Consider the following 15,765-nt stretch of genomic DNA (forward strand, 5'->3'; position numbering starts at 1 on the left):
GGCCCCCTCAGGCGGCCGCGGGCCGTACGCCGGTGCGCCGCCCGCGCGGTACGCAGGTCGCGGCGACCAGGAGCGCGCAGACCAGGCCCGTCACCAGGACCGGGGCGGGGGCGAACGTGGCGGCGAGGAGCGCCGCGACGGCGAGCGCGTGCACCACGTCGGGCGCGGTGGAGTGCCCGGCGGCGCCGCGGTGCAGCAGCCACACGGAGAGCACGAACCCGGCGACGGGCACCGTGTACGCGGCCGCCGCGCCGTAGGCGGTCAGGTGGCCGTGCCCGGTGGACCGGGCGACGTTGACGGCGAGTCCGGCGCCCACGGCCGCCGCGCAGGCGAAAACCGCGTAGTGGCCGTAGCCCCACAGCGTGGCCGTGGCGAAGCCGCCCAGGCGGCGGGAGGCGTTCTGGGCGAAGTACAGCCACCACAGCGCGCAGACCGTGAGAGTGCCGCCCACCACCAGCGTGGCGATGCCGCCGAAGGTGGCGTCGGTGTCGAGGGCGGCGCGCACGGCCCCGGCGGCGGCCGTGATGGACTCGCCCAGCACGATGAGCGTGAACAGGCCGAAGCGCTCGGCGATGTGACGCGGGTGCCAGGTCGTGTTGGCCGCCCGCTCGGCCCACACGGGGATCGCGAGCTCCGCCAGGGCGAGCACGACGTGCGACGGGAGACGGAAGGACCCGGGCACCACGAGGTGCGCCAGCCAGCCCGTCTGCACCACCAGGATGCCGGCCGCGTACCGCAGGCAGCTCCTGCGCCGCTCGGGGTCCGAACCGGCGGCCCGCAGCCACTGACTGACCATGGCGAGCCGCATGAGGACGTAACCCCAGGTGATGACGGTGTAGTCGCCGTGCTGCAGGGCGGCCGACGTGCCCGCCGACATGACCAGGGCGCCGGTGATCTGCACGACGGTGAGCAGCCGGTACGGGATGTCGTCGGTGTCGTAGGCGGAGGCGAACCACGTGAAGTTCATCCACGCCCACCAGATCGCGAAGAACACCAGCGCGTAGCCGAGGACGCCGCTGCCGACGTGCCCCGCGGCCAGTTCCTCCTCGAACGCGGCGGACGTCTGGGCGACGGCCACGACGAAGCAGAGGTCGAAGAAGAGCTCCAGCGTGGTGGCGGTGCGGTGCTTCTCGTCGGCGACGCGGGCGACCATCCGCCGCCGCCACGCCGTGGCGGCGGTCTGCGGCGCGGTCACCCCGCTCCCGTCCCCGCGGCGTACCCCGTGCCGCACCGGACGGGAACCCCTTCCTCGCTCACGTCACGTTCCTCGCATTCCCGGCGACAAGGCTCTGCTTCCCCCACTGAGACCGGACGTCCCACGCGCGTGTGACACACCCCGGGGAACCCGGCGCCGCCGGGCGCGCCGTCCTGTCCCGCGGTGCCGGGCTTGTCACACTTCGCGGGTGGCGCCGGTCGGTAACGGTGGATGCCCGCACGTCCCCGGGCGGCCCCCTCCGGTTTCCCGGGGCCGTCCTCCGTCCAGCACAGCCCGAAAGGTTTCCCATGGCAGGCCACCGCGACCCCGGCCCCCTCGGCGACGACCCCCTGCCGCGGTCCTCCACCGCCGGGGAGCCGGTTCCCGTCACCCGCGGCGTCCACGCGAACGTCGACGAGTACGGGGTGCTCGTCGGCTACAGCGGCTCCGCCACCAGCAGGCGGGCGCTGTCCTACGCGGCCGGGATGGCCCGGCGCACCGGTGCGGCGCTCCTCATCGTCCACGTCGCGCGGGAGAACCCCGTCGCGTCGCTGCTCGGCTACTACGACGTGGCCGGGGGGCGCGGGACGCACGGCGACGGCAGGCGCGCGCTCCTGCGGCAACTCGCGCGTGAGGACCACCTGTCGGGGCTGCCCTGGACGCTCATCCACCGCAGGGGCGCCGTCGCGGACGAACTGGAGAAGGCCGGCCGCACCTACCGGGCGAACGCCATCATCGTGGGGAGCGGGCGCGCGGCCGGCCTCCGGCTCTTCCGCTCGATCTCCGACCGCCTGGCGCGCGGCGCCCAGCGCCCGGTGATCGTCGTCCCCTGACGGCGGCCGCCGGGGCCCCCGCGCGGACCGCCCGGCCGGGGAGCGCACCCAACGGCGGAGGGCCGGCCTTCCCTCGGGAAGGCCGGCCCCGGTCCGGCGTGAGCCGGTCAGCGCGTCGCTGTGCGGTCCGCGGTCAGCGGGAACTGATCAGCAGGCCGGGCACGACCGTTCGGCCGGTGCGGAACTCGGTGTACGCCCACTGCTCGACGTCGGGCTGCGGGCCCACGGGGTCCAGCGTCACCTGGGAGTACCCGCCCCGCTCCACCTGGGACGGTGTGGTCAAGGTGGCGTTGTGCCGGTCGCCCTTCTCGGGGACGACGGTCACCCCGAGCCGGTAGGGAACCTCGGCCGAGGTCGCCGTCCGGGCATGCACGTAGGCGGTGTAGACGCCGGGTTCGGGGAAGAACCGGGCACTGCGCTCGCTGCTGTGCCAGGACGCCCAGCTCCGGTCGACGAGTTCGCCGTCCTTGTAGAGGTAGAGGTCCAGGTTCGTGTCCGGGTCGTCGGAGGCGGTCTGCACGATCAGTCCTGCCGAGCCGCGCGGCACGACGATCTTCGTGCCTTGGGTGCCCACCCCGCCGGGGGAGAACACGCCGCCGCTGACGGAGGTCGTGAGCTGCTTGTCCGTCCAGGTCACGGGGGTGTACCCGGTGGTGCGGCCGGCCAGCGGGCCGGTGAAGCCGGGCTCCAGGTATCCCTGGCCCTGGCCGCCGGTGCGGCCGAACTCGATGCCCGTGTCGTCGTACGGCCGCGGAGTGAAGCCCCACGGCCGGCCGGCGACCGTCAGGCGCACGCGGTGCTTGGCGCTGCTGAACACGAGCGAGCCGGTGGTGTAGCGGTCCCAGGTCGCGGTGCCGCGCTCCAGGGTGATGGTCACCGTGGCGGTGGCACCGGGCTTCACCGAGATCGTCCGGGGGCTGACCGTCACCTTCATCCCGGCGAGCCCGTCGACGTGCGCCGTGTACGTCTCGGTCCGCGTGCCGACGTTGGTCAGCCGTCGCGTGAGCCGTACCGGCTTCGTCCCGTCGTACTCGCGCAGCGCGATCGACGGCAGGTTGATCTCCTTGCCGTCGGGGGTCGCCGCGGCCGCGAAGGCGGTCAGTTCGGCCGCCGAGGGCTCGACCACCAGGCCGGGGTCGTCGGCCGACGAGGTCCGCGGCAGGCCGGAGCCCTGGCGGAGCGGACTGGTCGTGCCGCGGGTGTCGGTGGCGGTGGTGCGCAGTGCCGAGGCGGTCGCGCCGGGCGACCACTTCGGGTGCCGGGTGCGCAGCAGCGCGGCCATGCCGGCCACGTGCGGGGCCGCCATCGAGGTGCCGGAGTAGGCGTCGAAGAGGCGCCCGCCGGCCATCGGCGACACCGCCGCGACCACGTCGATGCCGTCCGCGACGAGGTCGGGCTTCTGGAGCCCGGTGTGCGTCTGGTCGGGGCCGTAGGACGAGAGGCTTGCCACGCTCGGCAGTCCCACGACGCTGCTGCCGTCCCCGCCCTCGGCCAGCGAAGCGGTCCCGTCGGTACGGTGCGCCCACAGGTAGTTGAAGAGCTTGCCCGCCTGCTCGGCGCTCCACAGGTAGACGGTCGGGAAGTCGTAGATCACGTTGAGACGGGTGTTGCCGGTCGACTGGAACAGCACCACGCCGACACCGCCGGCGGCCTTGACCGTCGCCACCGCGTCGACGGGGTCGATGAAGTCGCAGGCCACGATCTTGCCCTTGACCTTGGCGGGGTCGAGGCTTCCGGACCAGCAGTACTGCGCGCCGTCGTCGAGCGATCCGGCCTGTTCGGCGAAGACGATCGGCGTGCTGCGACGGGAGGGCAGTTGGTCCATGGAGGTGCCGACGATGCGGGTGCCGTCGCCGAGCCGTACGGTCGCCTCGTGGGACCGCTCCACCGTCGCACCGACCGTGGTGACCCAGGGTTCGGCGTTGCTGATCATTCCGGACATGCCGTCGTTGCCGGCGGACGCCGCGACGAAGACCCCGGCGAGGTACGCGTTCAGGAAGGCGTTCCCGATCGGGCTGTTCGGCTGGTAGTCCCCCATCGAGTTGCCGATCGAGTAGTTGATCACCTGGACGCCGTCGGCCACGGCCGCGTCGATCGCCGCGATGATGTCGGCGTCCGTGCCCGAGCCGCCCCACAGCGCCTTGTACACGGCGATCCGGGCGTCGGGCGCCACTCCGGAGATCGCGCCGTAGTCGTGCCCGAGGACCATCGCGTGCTTGACGGGAAGGCCCGCCGCGGTGGAGGCGGTGTGGGTGCCGTGTCCGCTCATGTCCCGGGGCGAGAGGCTCTCGCCGTCGGGCAGCGAGCCGTAGGCGCTGAGCCACCCGTCGGCGAAGTACCGCGCCCCGACGATCTTGCCGTTGCAGGCGGTGGCGGGGAAGTCCCTGCTGGTCTGGCAGGTGCCGTGCCAGCCCGCGGGCGGCGCCATGGTGGTGGCGAAGGAGGCGCTCTCCGGCCAGATCCCGGTGTCGATCACACCGATGACCACATCGGAGCCGTGGGCCGGCTTGGTCTGCGCCGCCGTCTGTGCCGCCGTCCGCGCCGGCGCCTGGGCGGTGTGCTGCGCCGCCTGCGTGGTGAGGGTCGTCGCCGTGTCGGCCTTCACGAGTTGGGCCGGGGTGACCGCCTCGACGCGCGGGTCCTTGGACAGCTTGCCGGCCTGCGCGCCGGTCAGTTCGGCGGCGAAGCCGTTGAAGGCGGTCGTGTACGTCCGCTGAGCCCGTACACCGAAGTCGCCGAGTACGTCACGCTGCGCTTCGCCGAGGTGCCGACGGTACTTCTCGGCCGCGGCCGAGTGCGGCTGGAGATCCTGCCCGGCCACCGGCTTCGTCGCCGCGAGTCCCTCGACGCCGCCCGTGTACGAAGTGACGGGCGCTTCCCGCAGCCGCACGACGTACTGCCCCTTGATGGTGTCGGGCTGCGCGGCGGTGTGCAGGGCGCCACCGCCCGTGAGGGCGGCCCGGGTGTGGTCGTACCGGCCCAGCTTCAGGTCCGGCAGCGGGGTGCCGGTCTGTGCCGCGGCCGGCCCGGTGGTCCCCAGGCCGCTGAACAGGGTGGCTAGGACGGTGATTGCCGACGCCACGACTATGTGGCGTCGTCGTCGAAGGCTCGCGCTCGTGACCACGAGTCTCCTCCCATGAAGTGAACGGTGTGAATGTCCGTCACACCCAACCTCCAATCGATCACGGGAAGATCACGTTCATATGACGATCCGTCGCACCCGGTGTTGTCGCGGCGGCCCGTCAGGGATGTTTCGCCGCCACGGCGCGGTGAGTCCCCCGTGCCGGGAACGGTGTCCGGTCCATCCCCAGGTGCGGGTGGAGTTGTGGCTGTCAGGGCCCTGACCAGCACAAACTCGCCTACGGGTGGCCGCGGTTCGGCGCGTGTCCCCGGGCGCTCAACGCGGGGTTCCGGGGAGGCGGCATCCTGCCGAGGCCCCGTGCGACGTGGGCACCCGTCTGTCTGGCGTCTTGCGGACAGGTGTCGGGATGCCGACACCCTTGAGCACGTTCACCGTTGACCGGGCGCACCGGCGGAGCGCCAGGCGCACCACCGCCGAACCCCGGCCGGTGTGTTCGGGCCGGGGACACGGGCGGGCCCCGGCAGCTGCCGTCGACGCCGGAGAGCCGCCGTCGACGCCGCCCAGGGCAGCGGAAGTTCGCGGGGACGCCGCGTCAGCGGTAGGCGGCGTCCGCACGGTACAGGGGCGCCGCCACCCCCGATCTAGCTCATCTGGCGCCGGACCAGCTCGTGCAGCCGTCCGCCGGGGTTCGCCAGGAGGTCGGCGGGGCGGCCCTCCTCCACGACCCGGCCGTCCTCCATCACCACGACGCGGTCGGCGTCCATGACGGTGGAGAGCCGGTGGGCGATGACCACACGGCTGGCCCGCAGTCGCCGGGTGCTGTCGATGACGATGCGCTGGGTCTCGTTGTCCAGGGCGCTGGTGGCCTCGTCGAGGAAGAGCACGCGGGGCCGGCGGATCAGCGCCTGGGCGATCATCAGGCGCTGGCGCTGCCCGCCGGAGACGGTGTTGCCGCCCGCGATCATGGTGTGCAGGCCCATGGGCATGCGCTGGATGTCCTCGGCCAGACCGGCCATGGCGGCGGCCTCCATCGCCTCCTCCTGCGTGTACGCCTCCGCGCCGCAGATGCAGTCGAGGATCGAGCCGGTGAACGGCTGGGCGTTCTGCAGCACGACGCCGCACTGGCGGCGGACCGCGCCCTGGTCGAGGGCGGCCAGGTCCTGGCCGTCGTAGAGGACGCTGCCCGAGGCGGGCCGGTCGAAGCCGATGAGCAGGCGCAGCAGCGTGGACTTGCCGCAGCCGCTGGGGCCGACGATCGCCACGAACTCCTCGGGCCCGACCCGCAGGGAGACGTCGTCCAGGACGAGCGGGCCGTCGTCGGAGTAGCGGAAGGTGAGGTTGCGGGCCTCGATCGCGCCGGAGAGGACGCCGGGCTGGGTGCTGCCGCCGCGCACCTCGGGCGCCTCGTCGAGGATCGGCCTGACCTGCTCGTACATCGGGAGCACCGCGGCCGCCGACAGCAGTGCCCCGGTGAGCTGGGTGACCGAGGTCAGCAGCATGGTCATGGCGGTGCTGAAGGTGAGGAATCCGGAGGCGGACAGCGCGCCCCGGGCCGGGCCGGCCAGCAACATGAACATGATGAGCGAACAGAGCGGCAGGTAGACCGCGTTGAGGACGGTCGTGACGTTCTTGACGCGGCCGGCGCGCTGCTGGAGTTCGCGGCTGCGGGCGAACCGGCGGGCCCACGCGGCGTACGCGAAGCTCTCGGCGGCGGCGACGCGGAGCTTGGGCAGCCCGCGCAGGGTCTGGAAGGCCTCGTTGTTGAGCTTGTTGCCGAGCCGCACCAGCCGTCGCTGCCAGCGCAGTTCCCACAGGCCGAGGCCGAGGAGCGCGGCGCCGATGACGACCAGCATGCCGAGGGCGGCGAGCGCGAGCGGGACGCTGTACAGGAGCAGCAGGACGAGGTTCATCGCGCCGACCGTCGTCGCCTGGACGGCGACCGGGCCCACCCCCGCGAGCACCCGGCGGATGGCGCTGATGCCCATCGCGGCACTGGCCAGTTCGCCCGTGGAGCGCCCGGCGAAGAACCCGGTCGGCAGGCGCAGCAGCCGGTCCCACACGGCCGGTTGCAAGGTGGCCTCGATGCGGCCCTCGATGCGCAGCACGGTGAGGTTCTGCGTCAGCATGAACGCGGCGCACACCAGGCCGGTGACGGCGACGGCCAGCGCGGCCCGGACGATGAGCCCGGTCTCCGCGTCGGGCACGAAGGTGCCCAGCACCTGGCCGGTCGCGATCGGCACGAGCGCGCCGAGGCCGACGGTGACCAGGCTGCTCAGCACGAGGTTGCGCAGGTCGCCCGCGGAGCCCCGGAGGCTGAAGCGCAGCAGCCCCGCCAGGCCGGTGCCCCGCTCGGGCAGCGGCCGGTAGAGCATGTCGGCACGCTGCTCGAAGTCCTCCGCGTTGTACTCCGCGACCCGGACGCGGCTGCTGCCGCCGGGCCCCACCGCCTCGTAGCCGCCGCGCCGCCACAGCAGGGCCACCGGCGCGCCGGACGCGGCGCGCCGCCCCACCAGGGGGCCGGTGTTCTCCCGCCACCATTCGCCGTCGAGCCGCACCGGGCGGGTGCGGATGCCCGAGGTGACGGCGACCCGCTCGACGGGGTCCATGCGGTCGCTGGCGGCGCCGCCGCGCGACGGCGGGACGAGGGTGATGCCGGCGGCCTCGGCGACCTGCCGGCAGACGGCGTACGTCGCGTCGTCGGACGCGGCCGCGGCGGAACGCGACGCGGCCTTGCGGGAGGTGCCGATGGAGGCCAGCAGATCACGGTCGGCCTGTTCGCGGACGGCCTCCCCGGCCTTGATGCCCGCGGCGGTGCGGTCCTCGTGGGCGCGTTCCAGACCCTCGATCCAGCCGTCCAGGGTCGACAGCAGCCGGTACTGCTGGTTGACCATGCTCTGCCACATCGCGCCGTCGAGGAGCAGGTCGCCCGCCGCCTCCGCGGAGTACGCGGCCCCGTACTGCACGCTGCCCGGCAGGACCGGCAGCCACAGGATGTCGTCGTCGGCGACGTGTTCGCCGTCCGTGGTGCGGCCGGTCAGCGGGGCCTCGTACAGCACGCGCTGGCTGCGCCCGACGCCGAGCGCGAAGGCGTGCTCGAGGAGGCTGAGGGCGAGCTCCCGGGTGTCGTGCCCGGCACCGTACGGGCCCTGCCCGTCCCAGCCGTCGCCGTACGCCGCCGGGTGCGGCTGCGGCGGCCGGTACAGCTCGCGCAGCGGCACGCGGCGCAGGTGGCAGCCCTGCAGGGGGCGGCCGACGAGGGTGTGCCGGGGGCCCTCCACGGGGCCGAGCAGGAGGGTGCCGGGTTCCAGGCGGCCCAGGTAGTGCCAGTGGCCCTGCTGGGCCGCGTCGACCGCGAACAGGTCGAGGGCGCCCGCCACCACGAGCCACAGCACGTGCGGCCCCTCCAGGGGGATGCTGCGCAGGCCGGCGCAGTCGACGGGGCCGCCGAGCCCGCCGAGGGCGGTCAGGACCGGGTCGCCGGCGGCGGTGCCGGGCTGTACGGGGATCACCTCAGTGCTCCTTGACCAGCGCGGCGTACGCGCCGCCCGCCGCGATCAGTTCCTCGTGGCGGCCGCGCTCGACGACCGTGCCGTGGTCGAGGACGACGATCTCGTCGCTGTCGCGGACCGTGCTGAGCCGGTGCGCGATCACCACGCAGGCGCAACCGCGGCGCCGCAGGTTGTCGATGATGACCTGTTCGGTCTCCGCGTCGAGGGCGCTGGTCACCTCGTCGAGCACCAGCACGCTGGGCCGCCGGACGAGGGCCCGGGCGATCTCCAGCCGCTGCCGCTGGCCGCCGGAGAAGTTGCGGCCGTCCTGCTCGACCCGGCTGTGGACGCCGCCGGGGCGGCGGGCGACGACCTCGTACAGGCAGGCGTCGCGCAGCGCGGCCTCCACGTCCGCGTCGGGGATGGAGGGGTCCCACAGCGCCACGTTGTCGCGGACCGTGCCCTCGAAGAGGAAGACGTCCTGGTCGACGAAGGAGACGGAGGCGGCCAGCGCGCCGCGCGGGATGTCCTCCAGGCGCTGCCCGTCGATGCGGATCGTGCCCTCCCACGGGCTGTAGAGCCCGGCGATGAGCCGGGAGACGGTGGACTTGCCGCTTCCGGAGCCGCCGACCAGCGCGACCTGCCGGCCCGGGGCGACGGACAGCGAGAAGCCGGACAGCAGCGGCTTGTCGAGGGGGCTGTAGCCGAAGGTGATGTCCTCCAGCGTGACGTGGCCCTTCAGACGGCGGTTGTCCGCCCCGGAGCCGGGGCGCGTGTACAGGGAGTCGACGGGGAAGTTCTCGACGTCCTTGAGGCGCACCACGTCGGCGGCGAAGTCCTGGATGCGGCCGGCGACGCCGTTGAGCCGGGTGATGGGCGCGGTGAACCGGGTGACCAGCGCCTGGAAGGCGACGAGCAGACCGATCGAGATGTGCCCCTCCACCGCCCGCAGGCCGCCGATCCACAGGATCAGCGCGCTGTTGAGCGTCGCGAGGGTCGGGGCCACGACCGACAGCCAGGCGCTGGGCACGCCGAGCCGCTGCTGTTCCTCCAGGGTGGAGGCGTGCTGCCCGGCCCAGCGGCGGAAGTAGCCGTTCTCGCCGCCGGTGGCCTTCATCGTCTCGATCGACTGCAGGCCGGTGTACGAGGTGTTGGTGAGCCGCGCGCTGTCGGCGCGCAGCTTCTGCGTGCGGGTGGCCCGCAGCCGGGTCACGACGCGCATGGCGACGGCGTTGAGCAGGGCGATGCCCACCCCGAGCACGGTGAGCTGCGGGTCGTACGTCCACATCAGCAGCGCGTAGAGCACGACGACGACGCCGTCGACGGCGGCCGCCGCCAGGTCGCGGGCGAGCGTCTCGGCGACCGCGTCGTTGGACTGCAGGCGCTGGACGAGGTCGGCCGGGCTGCGCTGGGTGAAGAAGGTGACCGGCAGCCGCAGCAGGTGGCGCAGGAAGCGGGCGCTGCCGAGGGTGGAGGAGATGATGCGGCCGCGCAGCAGGTTGGACTGCTGGACCGCGGTGAGCGCCGCGGTGAGCGCCACCATCGCCGCCATCGACGCGAACAGCACACCCAGCAGCGAGGTCTGGTCGCCGATCAGGAACAGGTCGATGTAGGTGCGGCTGAGCGCGGGCAGCGCGGCCCCGACCGCGACCAGCAGGAGGCTGGCCACCAGTGCGGCGAGCATGGTGCCGCTGGTGCCGCGCAGCCGGGCCGGCAGGGCGCGCAGGACGCCGGGGCGGCGGCCGCCGCGGTGGAAGCCCGGGCCCGGTTCGAAGGTCAGCACGACACCGGTGAAGCTGGTGTCGAAGTCCTCCAGGGGCACGAAACGCCGTCCCTTGTCGGGGTCGTTGACGTGCACGCCGCGCCGGCCGAGGCGGCGGCCCGTGCCGTCGTAGACGACGTAGTGGTTGAACTCCCAGAAGAGGATGGCGGGCGCCTGCACCTCGGTGAGGGCCGCGGTCTCCATCTGCATGCCCTTGGCCTGCAGGCCGTAGCCGCGGGCGGCCTTCAGCAGGTTGCTGGCCCGGGAGCCGTCGCGGGAGACGCCGCAGGCGATGCGCAGTTCCTCCAGCGGCACGTGCCGGCCGTGGTGGCCCAGCACCATCGCCAGGGCGGCGGCGCCGCACTCCACCGCCTCCATCTGCAGCACGGTCGGCGTGCGGACGGTGCGCGGCCTGCGGCGCGGACGCGGCCGGCGGGTGCGCGCGGGCTCGGGGCGGTGTCTGCGGCGGCCGGCGGGCGGTAGCGGCCGCTGCTGGGTCCGGGCGGGCGCGGTCAAGGGAGCAGCCAATCGATCGGGCGCTGTGCGGCCAGGTGGACGGCGCCGGTGGCCAGGGTCATGGAGTCCAGCTCGTACGAGGGGCCGTCGCCCTTGGACCAGCGGTAGCCGGTCGGGGTGCGGGAGGAGGCGTCCAGCGTCACGACGACGGCCACCGGGCGTCCCGCGCGGGTGAGTTGCTCGGCGAGCTGCGGGTCGCCGAGGTCGGCGGCGAGCTGCCGGGTGGTGCGCGAGGTGCGGCCGACGGCCTTCACGTGTCCGCGCAGCACCCCGTACCGGGCCTGCGGCGCGGATTCGACGGCGAGGTCCACCGCGGCGCCCACCGGCACCGAGGAGGCGCCCGACGCCGGGACGTAGAGGGTGGCGACGAGCGGGTCGCCCGGGCGGGCGGCGCGTTCCACGGTCGCCACGTCCGCTCCGACGGTGACGACGGTGCCGATCGTGGCCACCAGGGCGCTGACCCGGCCCGCGGCCACGGTGCGGACGACGGTGTCGCCGTCCGGTGTGCGCACGCTGAGCAGGGGGGCGTCGGCGGGCAGGCGTTCCCCTTCGTCGGCGAGGACCCGGGTGACCTGTCCGGCGACCGGACTCTGCAGGACGTAACTGCCCTGCCCGTAGCCGACAATTCCGGGTGCGCTCATTTTCGAGGACACGGAACCGTTTACCGCCCAGGAAGCCGCGGCGGCCATCACGAGAATGGCGACGGAGAGCACGAGACGGCCCTGCGGGCGCGCGAAACGCACCGGGAGATCGAGTTCTTCCGGTGACTGGAGCTTGGCAAGGGCCTTTTGGCGAAACTGCACGGACTCTTCCCTCGGCCGCATCCCCCGCCATTGGGGCCCAAGGCCGCAATGGCGTCCGCGGGCCCCGGAAGGGAGGTATCCGGGGCCCGCGGATCGATCGGTCTCAGAGACCCGCGATCAGGCCGGTGGCCAGGCCGGTCACGGCGCCGGTGTTGACGCCCGAGATGCCCTCGACGGTGCCGACGACACCGGACACGGTGCCGGCGACGGGGGCGATCGACTCGACGGTGCCGGTGGCGTTGGCCACGAGACCGCCCACGAGACCGCCGGAGACGTTGTCCAGGTCCGCGTCGGAGATCTCGCGGGTCTCGACCTGGGAGGTGAAGTCCATGGGGGTTTCCCTTCGTGTGAACACATTTCGTGTGGCGAATCATCAGGGGGGCAACCTCTTCGCCACGGCACGGGATACAAGCATGGGAGCAGCTGGGACGGCCAATTGCCGACCGCTGCGTTCGAATTGGGTTCGGATTCCCGGCTTCACCGGTGTGCCGGATTTCCCACGCCCCGATGGCAATTCCTTCACAGCCCGGGGTTGTTCCGTGGTGGCGGAACCGGGCACTCCGGATCAAACCGCGCGCACCGGCTGCCCGGTTCGCGTGCGGACGTGCGGGCGTATGTCGCCCGCGTGTGCGGTGTGCAGATTTACCGGAGGTAATGTTCAGCCCTGGGCTCGGGCCCGTCCCGCCGCGCCCTGAGCAGGGCTGGTCCACGGCGCGCGGCACACGGGTCCGGCGGCCGTACGGGTGGGAACGGTGGAGAGGGCGGACTCAGCCCACGGCGCTGTCCCCGGCGCCATGCCGGGCACCGTCCTGAGCGCCGTCCTGGGCGTCGGACAGTCCGAAGTCGCAGAGCCTGCCGATGAGTTCCAGGGCGGTGTCGGTCAGGACGGCGGCCTCGCGCGCGTCGTCGCAGGCGACGAGCTCCCGGCCGATCTCGGCGATCGTCGTCGTGAGCGCGATCAGCAGGGCGCGGTCGCCCGGCCGTTCGTGGGTGATGCCGAGCAGGGTCGCGTTGTGGCTGATCCAGGTCCTCAGGTTCTGCCGGCCCAGCAGGTCGAAGCCGGGCGGGGTGTCCCCGGTGTAGAAGAGCCTGGCCATCTCGCGCCGCGCCCTGGTGTGTTCCAGGTAGGCGCGGGTGCCGGTGAGGAAGAGGGCACGCGGGCGGTCCTCGCCGCTCTCCCGGAGCCGGGCCACCGCCCGCGCCGTGGTCTGCGCCTGCGCGGTGCGGAACTCCTCCCACAGGGCCAGGAAGAGGTCCACCTTGCCGTCGAAGTGGTGGTAGAGCCCGCCGACGCTGGCGTCCGCGCGGCGGACCACCTCGGCGATGCCCGCCGCCGCGTACCCCGACTCCCCGAAGACCTCGCGGGCCGCCGCGAGCAGCGCCTGCCGGGTCGTCGCCGCCCGGCCGGGCGTCCGGGCCGGGGCCGGCCCGGACGCCCCGCCGGTCGTGGGGAGGTCCGCGGGATCGCCGATGAGCAGCTCGTCACCGCGTGTGTCGCCCATCCCGGGACCTTCCGTCCGTCACGGCGGCGTGGCGCCGTGAACCCACTGCCTGGAGGGGCAGCACACTACCCCTGGTCGTTCAGGACGCCGGGATGCCGCCTGCCGGGGCCTCCGGCGGCGCCGTGGTGTACGGCGTGATGGCGCCCTGCTCGTCGTCCGTCACCAGCGGCGTGCCCTGCAGGGCGACTTCGGTGCTGCCCTTCAGGATGCCGATCTGGACGCCGGTGTAGCCCGCGTGCGAGTCCCCGCTGAACCGGAACGGCACCAGCCCGGGCCCGGTGAAGCCGCCCTTCTCCACGGCCTTCACCAGCGACTCGCGCGTGGGGTCCTTCCCGGCGCCCTGCAGCGCCTGCACGAAGGTGTAGGCCATGGACATCCCGAACTCGACGTTGCCGTCGAAGGGCAGCTTCGGGATGTACTTGTCGTGGACCTCGCGGAACAGCTTGATCCAGCTGTTGGACGTGTCGCTGGTGGGCGGCATGTAGGTGTCGGTGATGATGCCGTCCATGAGCGCCGCCGGGTCGGCCGTGCCGCCCGCCTGCTTGGCGAAGGACTGCAGCAGGCCCGCCAGGGTGGTCGGGTCGGAACCGACGTTGGTCACCACCATCTGCGGGTTGTACTGGAGCTTGAGCGAGGTGAGCTTGAACAGCGCGGTGTACGTCGGGATGGTGAACAGCACCACCACGTCCGCCTTGGACTGGGCGATGGCCGTGACCTGCGGGGCGATGTCGGTGCCGCCGGGCTGGTAGCTCTGCCGGCTGACCACCGACTCCTTGGGGATGTACTGGTCCAGGCCCTCGACTCCGTCCTTGCCGAAGTCGTCGCCCTGGTAGAAGTAGGCGACCTTCTTGCCCGCGAAGTTCTCCTTGATGTACTGGCCGAGGATCTTGCCCTCGACGAGGTAGTCCGGCTGCCAGCCGAAGGTCTGCGGGTGCTTGTCGGGCTCGTCCCAGCAGCGGCAGCCGGAGGCCACGAACAGGTCCGGCACGCGGCGGGTGTTGAGGAAGTCGACCACCTTGGTGTGGGTCGGCGTGCCGAGCCCGCCCACCATCGCGAAGATCTTGTCCTCCAGGACGAGTTCCTTGGTGACCTTCACCGTCTGGGTCGGGTTGTACGCGTCGTCCTTGTACCGGAACTCGATCTTCCGGCCGTTGACCCCGCCGTTGGCGTTGACGTGGTCGAAGTACGCCTTGGCGCCCGCCGAGACGTTGCTGTAGCCCGGCGCCGCGGGCCCGGTGAGCGGCTGGTGGCTGCCGATGACGATCTTGTCCTTGGTGACGCCCGGCGCGGCGGAACCGCCTCCGGAGCCGCCGGAACACGCGGTGAGCACCAGGGCCAGCACGGCCAGCGCGGCGCCGCCGCGCAGGCGCAGGCCGTGTCGGTGACTTCTTCTCATGACCCCTCCTGGAACCGAATCTGATTCGGTGGGTTCTGAACGGATTTCATGTGGGGTGACGCTGGTCGAGGGAACGGGAGGTGGACGGTCAGGTACCGGAGCCCCGGGTGCGGAGCCGCCGGACCAGACGGATGAGGGCCCCCTGGATGCCCTGCGGGAACAGCAGCATCGACAGGACGAGGGCGAGGCCGTACAGGGCGAGTGGCAGGTTGGCGTAGAAGCCCCGGGACAGGTGCAGCGCGTCCGCCACGTCACCCGTCCAGTTGGGCAGCAGTACGAGCAGCACCGAGCCGTACACGGCGCCCGCCAGGCTGCCGAGGCCGCCGAGCACCGCCGCGGTCAGCAGGGACAGTGAGAGCGCCAGCGGGAACGCCCCGGGCGCGGCCAGCGAGCTGACCACCGCGAGGAGCCCGCCGCCCAGGCCTGCGCAGGCCGCGCTGACGACGAAGGCGAGCACCCGCAGCCGCGCCACGTGGATGCCGGCCAGCGCCGCGGAGACCTCGTCGTCCCGGATCGCCCGCCACGACCGGCCCACCCGGCTGCGCCCGAGGTCCGCGAGGAGCACCAGCACGACCACCGCGCACAGCACGCAGACCCAGGCCTGCCAGCGCTCCAGCGGGAAGTACGCGCCCAGCGCCTCGGGCGGCGGGGGCGAGGCCACCACGAGGCCGTTCTCGCCGCCGAGCAGATCGGTCAGATGCCGGTAGTTCGCCAGCGCCGGCAGCCCGACGGCCAGGGTGAGCGTGGCACCGGCGAGGTACGGGCCCTGCAGCCGCGCCGCCGCCGCCCCCACCAGAGCGCCGAGGGCGGCGGTGACCGCGGTGCCGGCCACCAGCGAGACGCCCAGCGACCAGCCGAGTTCGGTGAGGAACAGGCCCGTCCCGTAGGCGCCGACCGCCATCAGCGCGCCGTGCCCCAGCGAGATCTGGCCGTTGGTGCCGGTCAGGACGGTCAGGCCGGCGACCGCGCACACGTACGTGGCGACGGTGGCGACCTCCAGGTTCTGGAACGGCGACAGCAGCGCGCTCAGGCCGCAGACCACCAGCAGTCCGAGCAGCGCGGGCACCAGGTGCCGTACCGCGGTGCGGTCCGCCGGTCCCCGCAGCCGGGCCCGCAGGCCCGCGGCGGCCGGGCCGCCGAGCGGCGAGCCCAAATCCTTCGTGGTGTCGGTCGTGTCGGTCATCTGCC

General features: G+C 73.1%; 10 protein-coding genes. 1 reads left to right on the plus strand and 9 read right to left on the minus strand.

Going from position 1 to position 15,765, the window contains the following annotated elements; genetic code table 11:
- Positions 1-7 precede the first annotated feature (7 nt).
- Entirely contained in the window at positions 8-1,195 is a 1,188-nt protein-coding gene (locus tag ACZ7MY_RS22720; protein WP_499604131.1) for a low temperature requirement protein A, read from the minus strand.
- A gap of 308 nt (positions 1,196-1,503) precedes the next feature.
- Between ACZ7MY_RS22720 and ACZ7MY_RS22725 the strand changes: the two genes are divergently transcribed.
- Positions 1,504-2,028 carry a universal stress protein gene (locus ACZ7MY_RS22725; RefSeq protein WP_499604133.1) on the plus strand — a complete coding sequence of 175 codons (525 nt, stop codon included), beginning with the start codon at positions 1,504-1,506 and terminating at the stop codon, positions 2,026-2,028.
- A gap of 133 nt (positions 2,029-2,161) precedes the next feature.
- On the opposite strand, the gene ACZ7MY_RS22730 is transcribed toward ACZ7MY_RS22725, so the two are convergent.
- The 8 genes from ACZ7MY_RS22730 to ACZ7MY_RS22765 all read right to left on the minus strand — a co-directional run bounded on the left by ACZ7MY_RS22730 (position 2,162) and on the right by ACZ7MY_RS22765 (position 15,760).
- Complete coding sequence (locus ACZ7MY_RS22730) at positions 2,162-5,110, minus strand: S8 family serine peptidase (RefSeq protein ID WP_499604134.1); 2,949 nt, start codon at positions 5,108-5,110, stop codon at positions 2,162-2,164.
- Positions 5,111-5,751: 641 nt separating this feature from the next.
- Positions 5,752-8,619: an NHLP bacteriocin export ABC transporter permease/ATPase subunit gene (locus tag ACZ7MY_RS22735; RefSeq protein WP_499604136.1), complete on the minus strand. Its 2,868-nt coding sequence runs from the start codon at positions 8,617-8,619 to the stop codon at positions 5,752-5,754.
- 1 nt (position 8,620) lies between these two features.
- On the minus strand, positions 8,621-10,876 hold the full coding sequence (locus ACZ7MY_RS22740; protein ID WP_499604138.1) for an NHLP family bacteriocin export ABC transporter peptidase/permease/ATPase subunit: 2,256 nt from the start codon (positions 10,874-10,876) through the stop codon (positions 8,621-8,623).
- A complete protein-coding gene (locus ACZ7MY_RS22745; protein ID WP_499604140.1) occupies positions 10,873-11,679 on the minus strand; it encodes a hypothetical protein in 807 nt (268 codons plus the stop codon). Before ACZ7MY_RS22745 ends, ACZ7MY_RS22740 begins: the two co-directional genes overlap by 4 nt.
- A gap of 103 nt (positions 11,680-11,782) precedes the next feature.
- Positions 11,783-12,010 carry a hypothetical protein gene (locus ACZ7MY_RS22750; RefSeq protein ID WP_018558045.1) on the minus strand — a complete coding sequence of 76 codons (228 nt, stop codon included), beginning with the start codon at positions 12,008-12,010 and terminating at the stop codon, positions 11,783-11,785.
- A 436-nt stretch (positions 12,011-12,446) separates the two neighbouring features.
- Positions 12,447-13,181, minus strand: coding sequence for a TetR/AcrR family transcriptional regulator (locus ACZ7MY_RS22755; RefSeq protein WP_499604142.1), 735 nt, complete (start codon positions 13,179-13,181; stop codon positions 12,447-12,449).
- Positions 13,182-13,260: 79 nt separating this feature from the next.
- On the minus strand, positions 13,261-14,577 hold the full coding sequence (locus ACZ7MY_RS22760; protein ID WP_499604143.1) for an ABC transporter substrate-binding protein: 1,317 nt from the start codon (positions 14,575-14,577) through the stop codon (positions 13,261-13,263).
- Between the two features lie 88 nt (positions 14,578-14,665).
- Positions 14,666-15,760, minus strand: a complete 1,095-nt coding sequence (locus ACZ7MY_RS22765) for a branched-chain amino acid ABC transporter permease (RefSeq protein ID WP_499604145.1) — start codon at positions 15,758-15,760, stop codon at positions 14,666-14,668.
- Positions 15,761-15,765 lie beyond the last annotated feature (5 nt).

This window comes from Streptomyces sp. NPDC111520 (assembly GCF_055635295.1).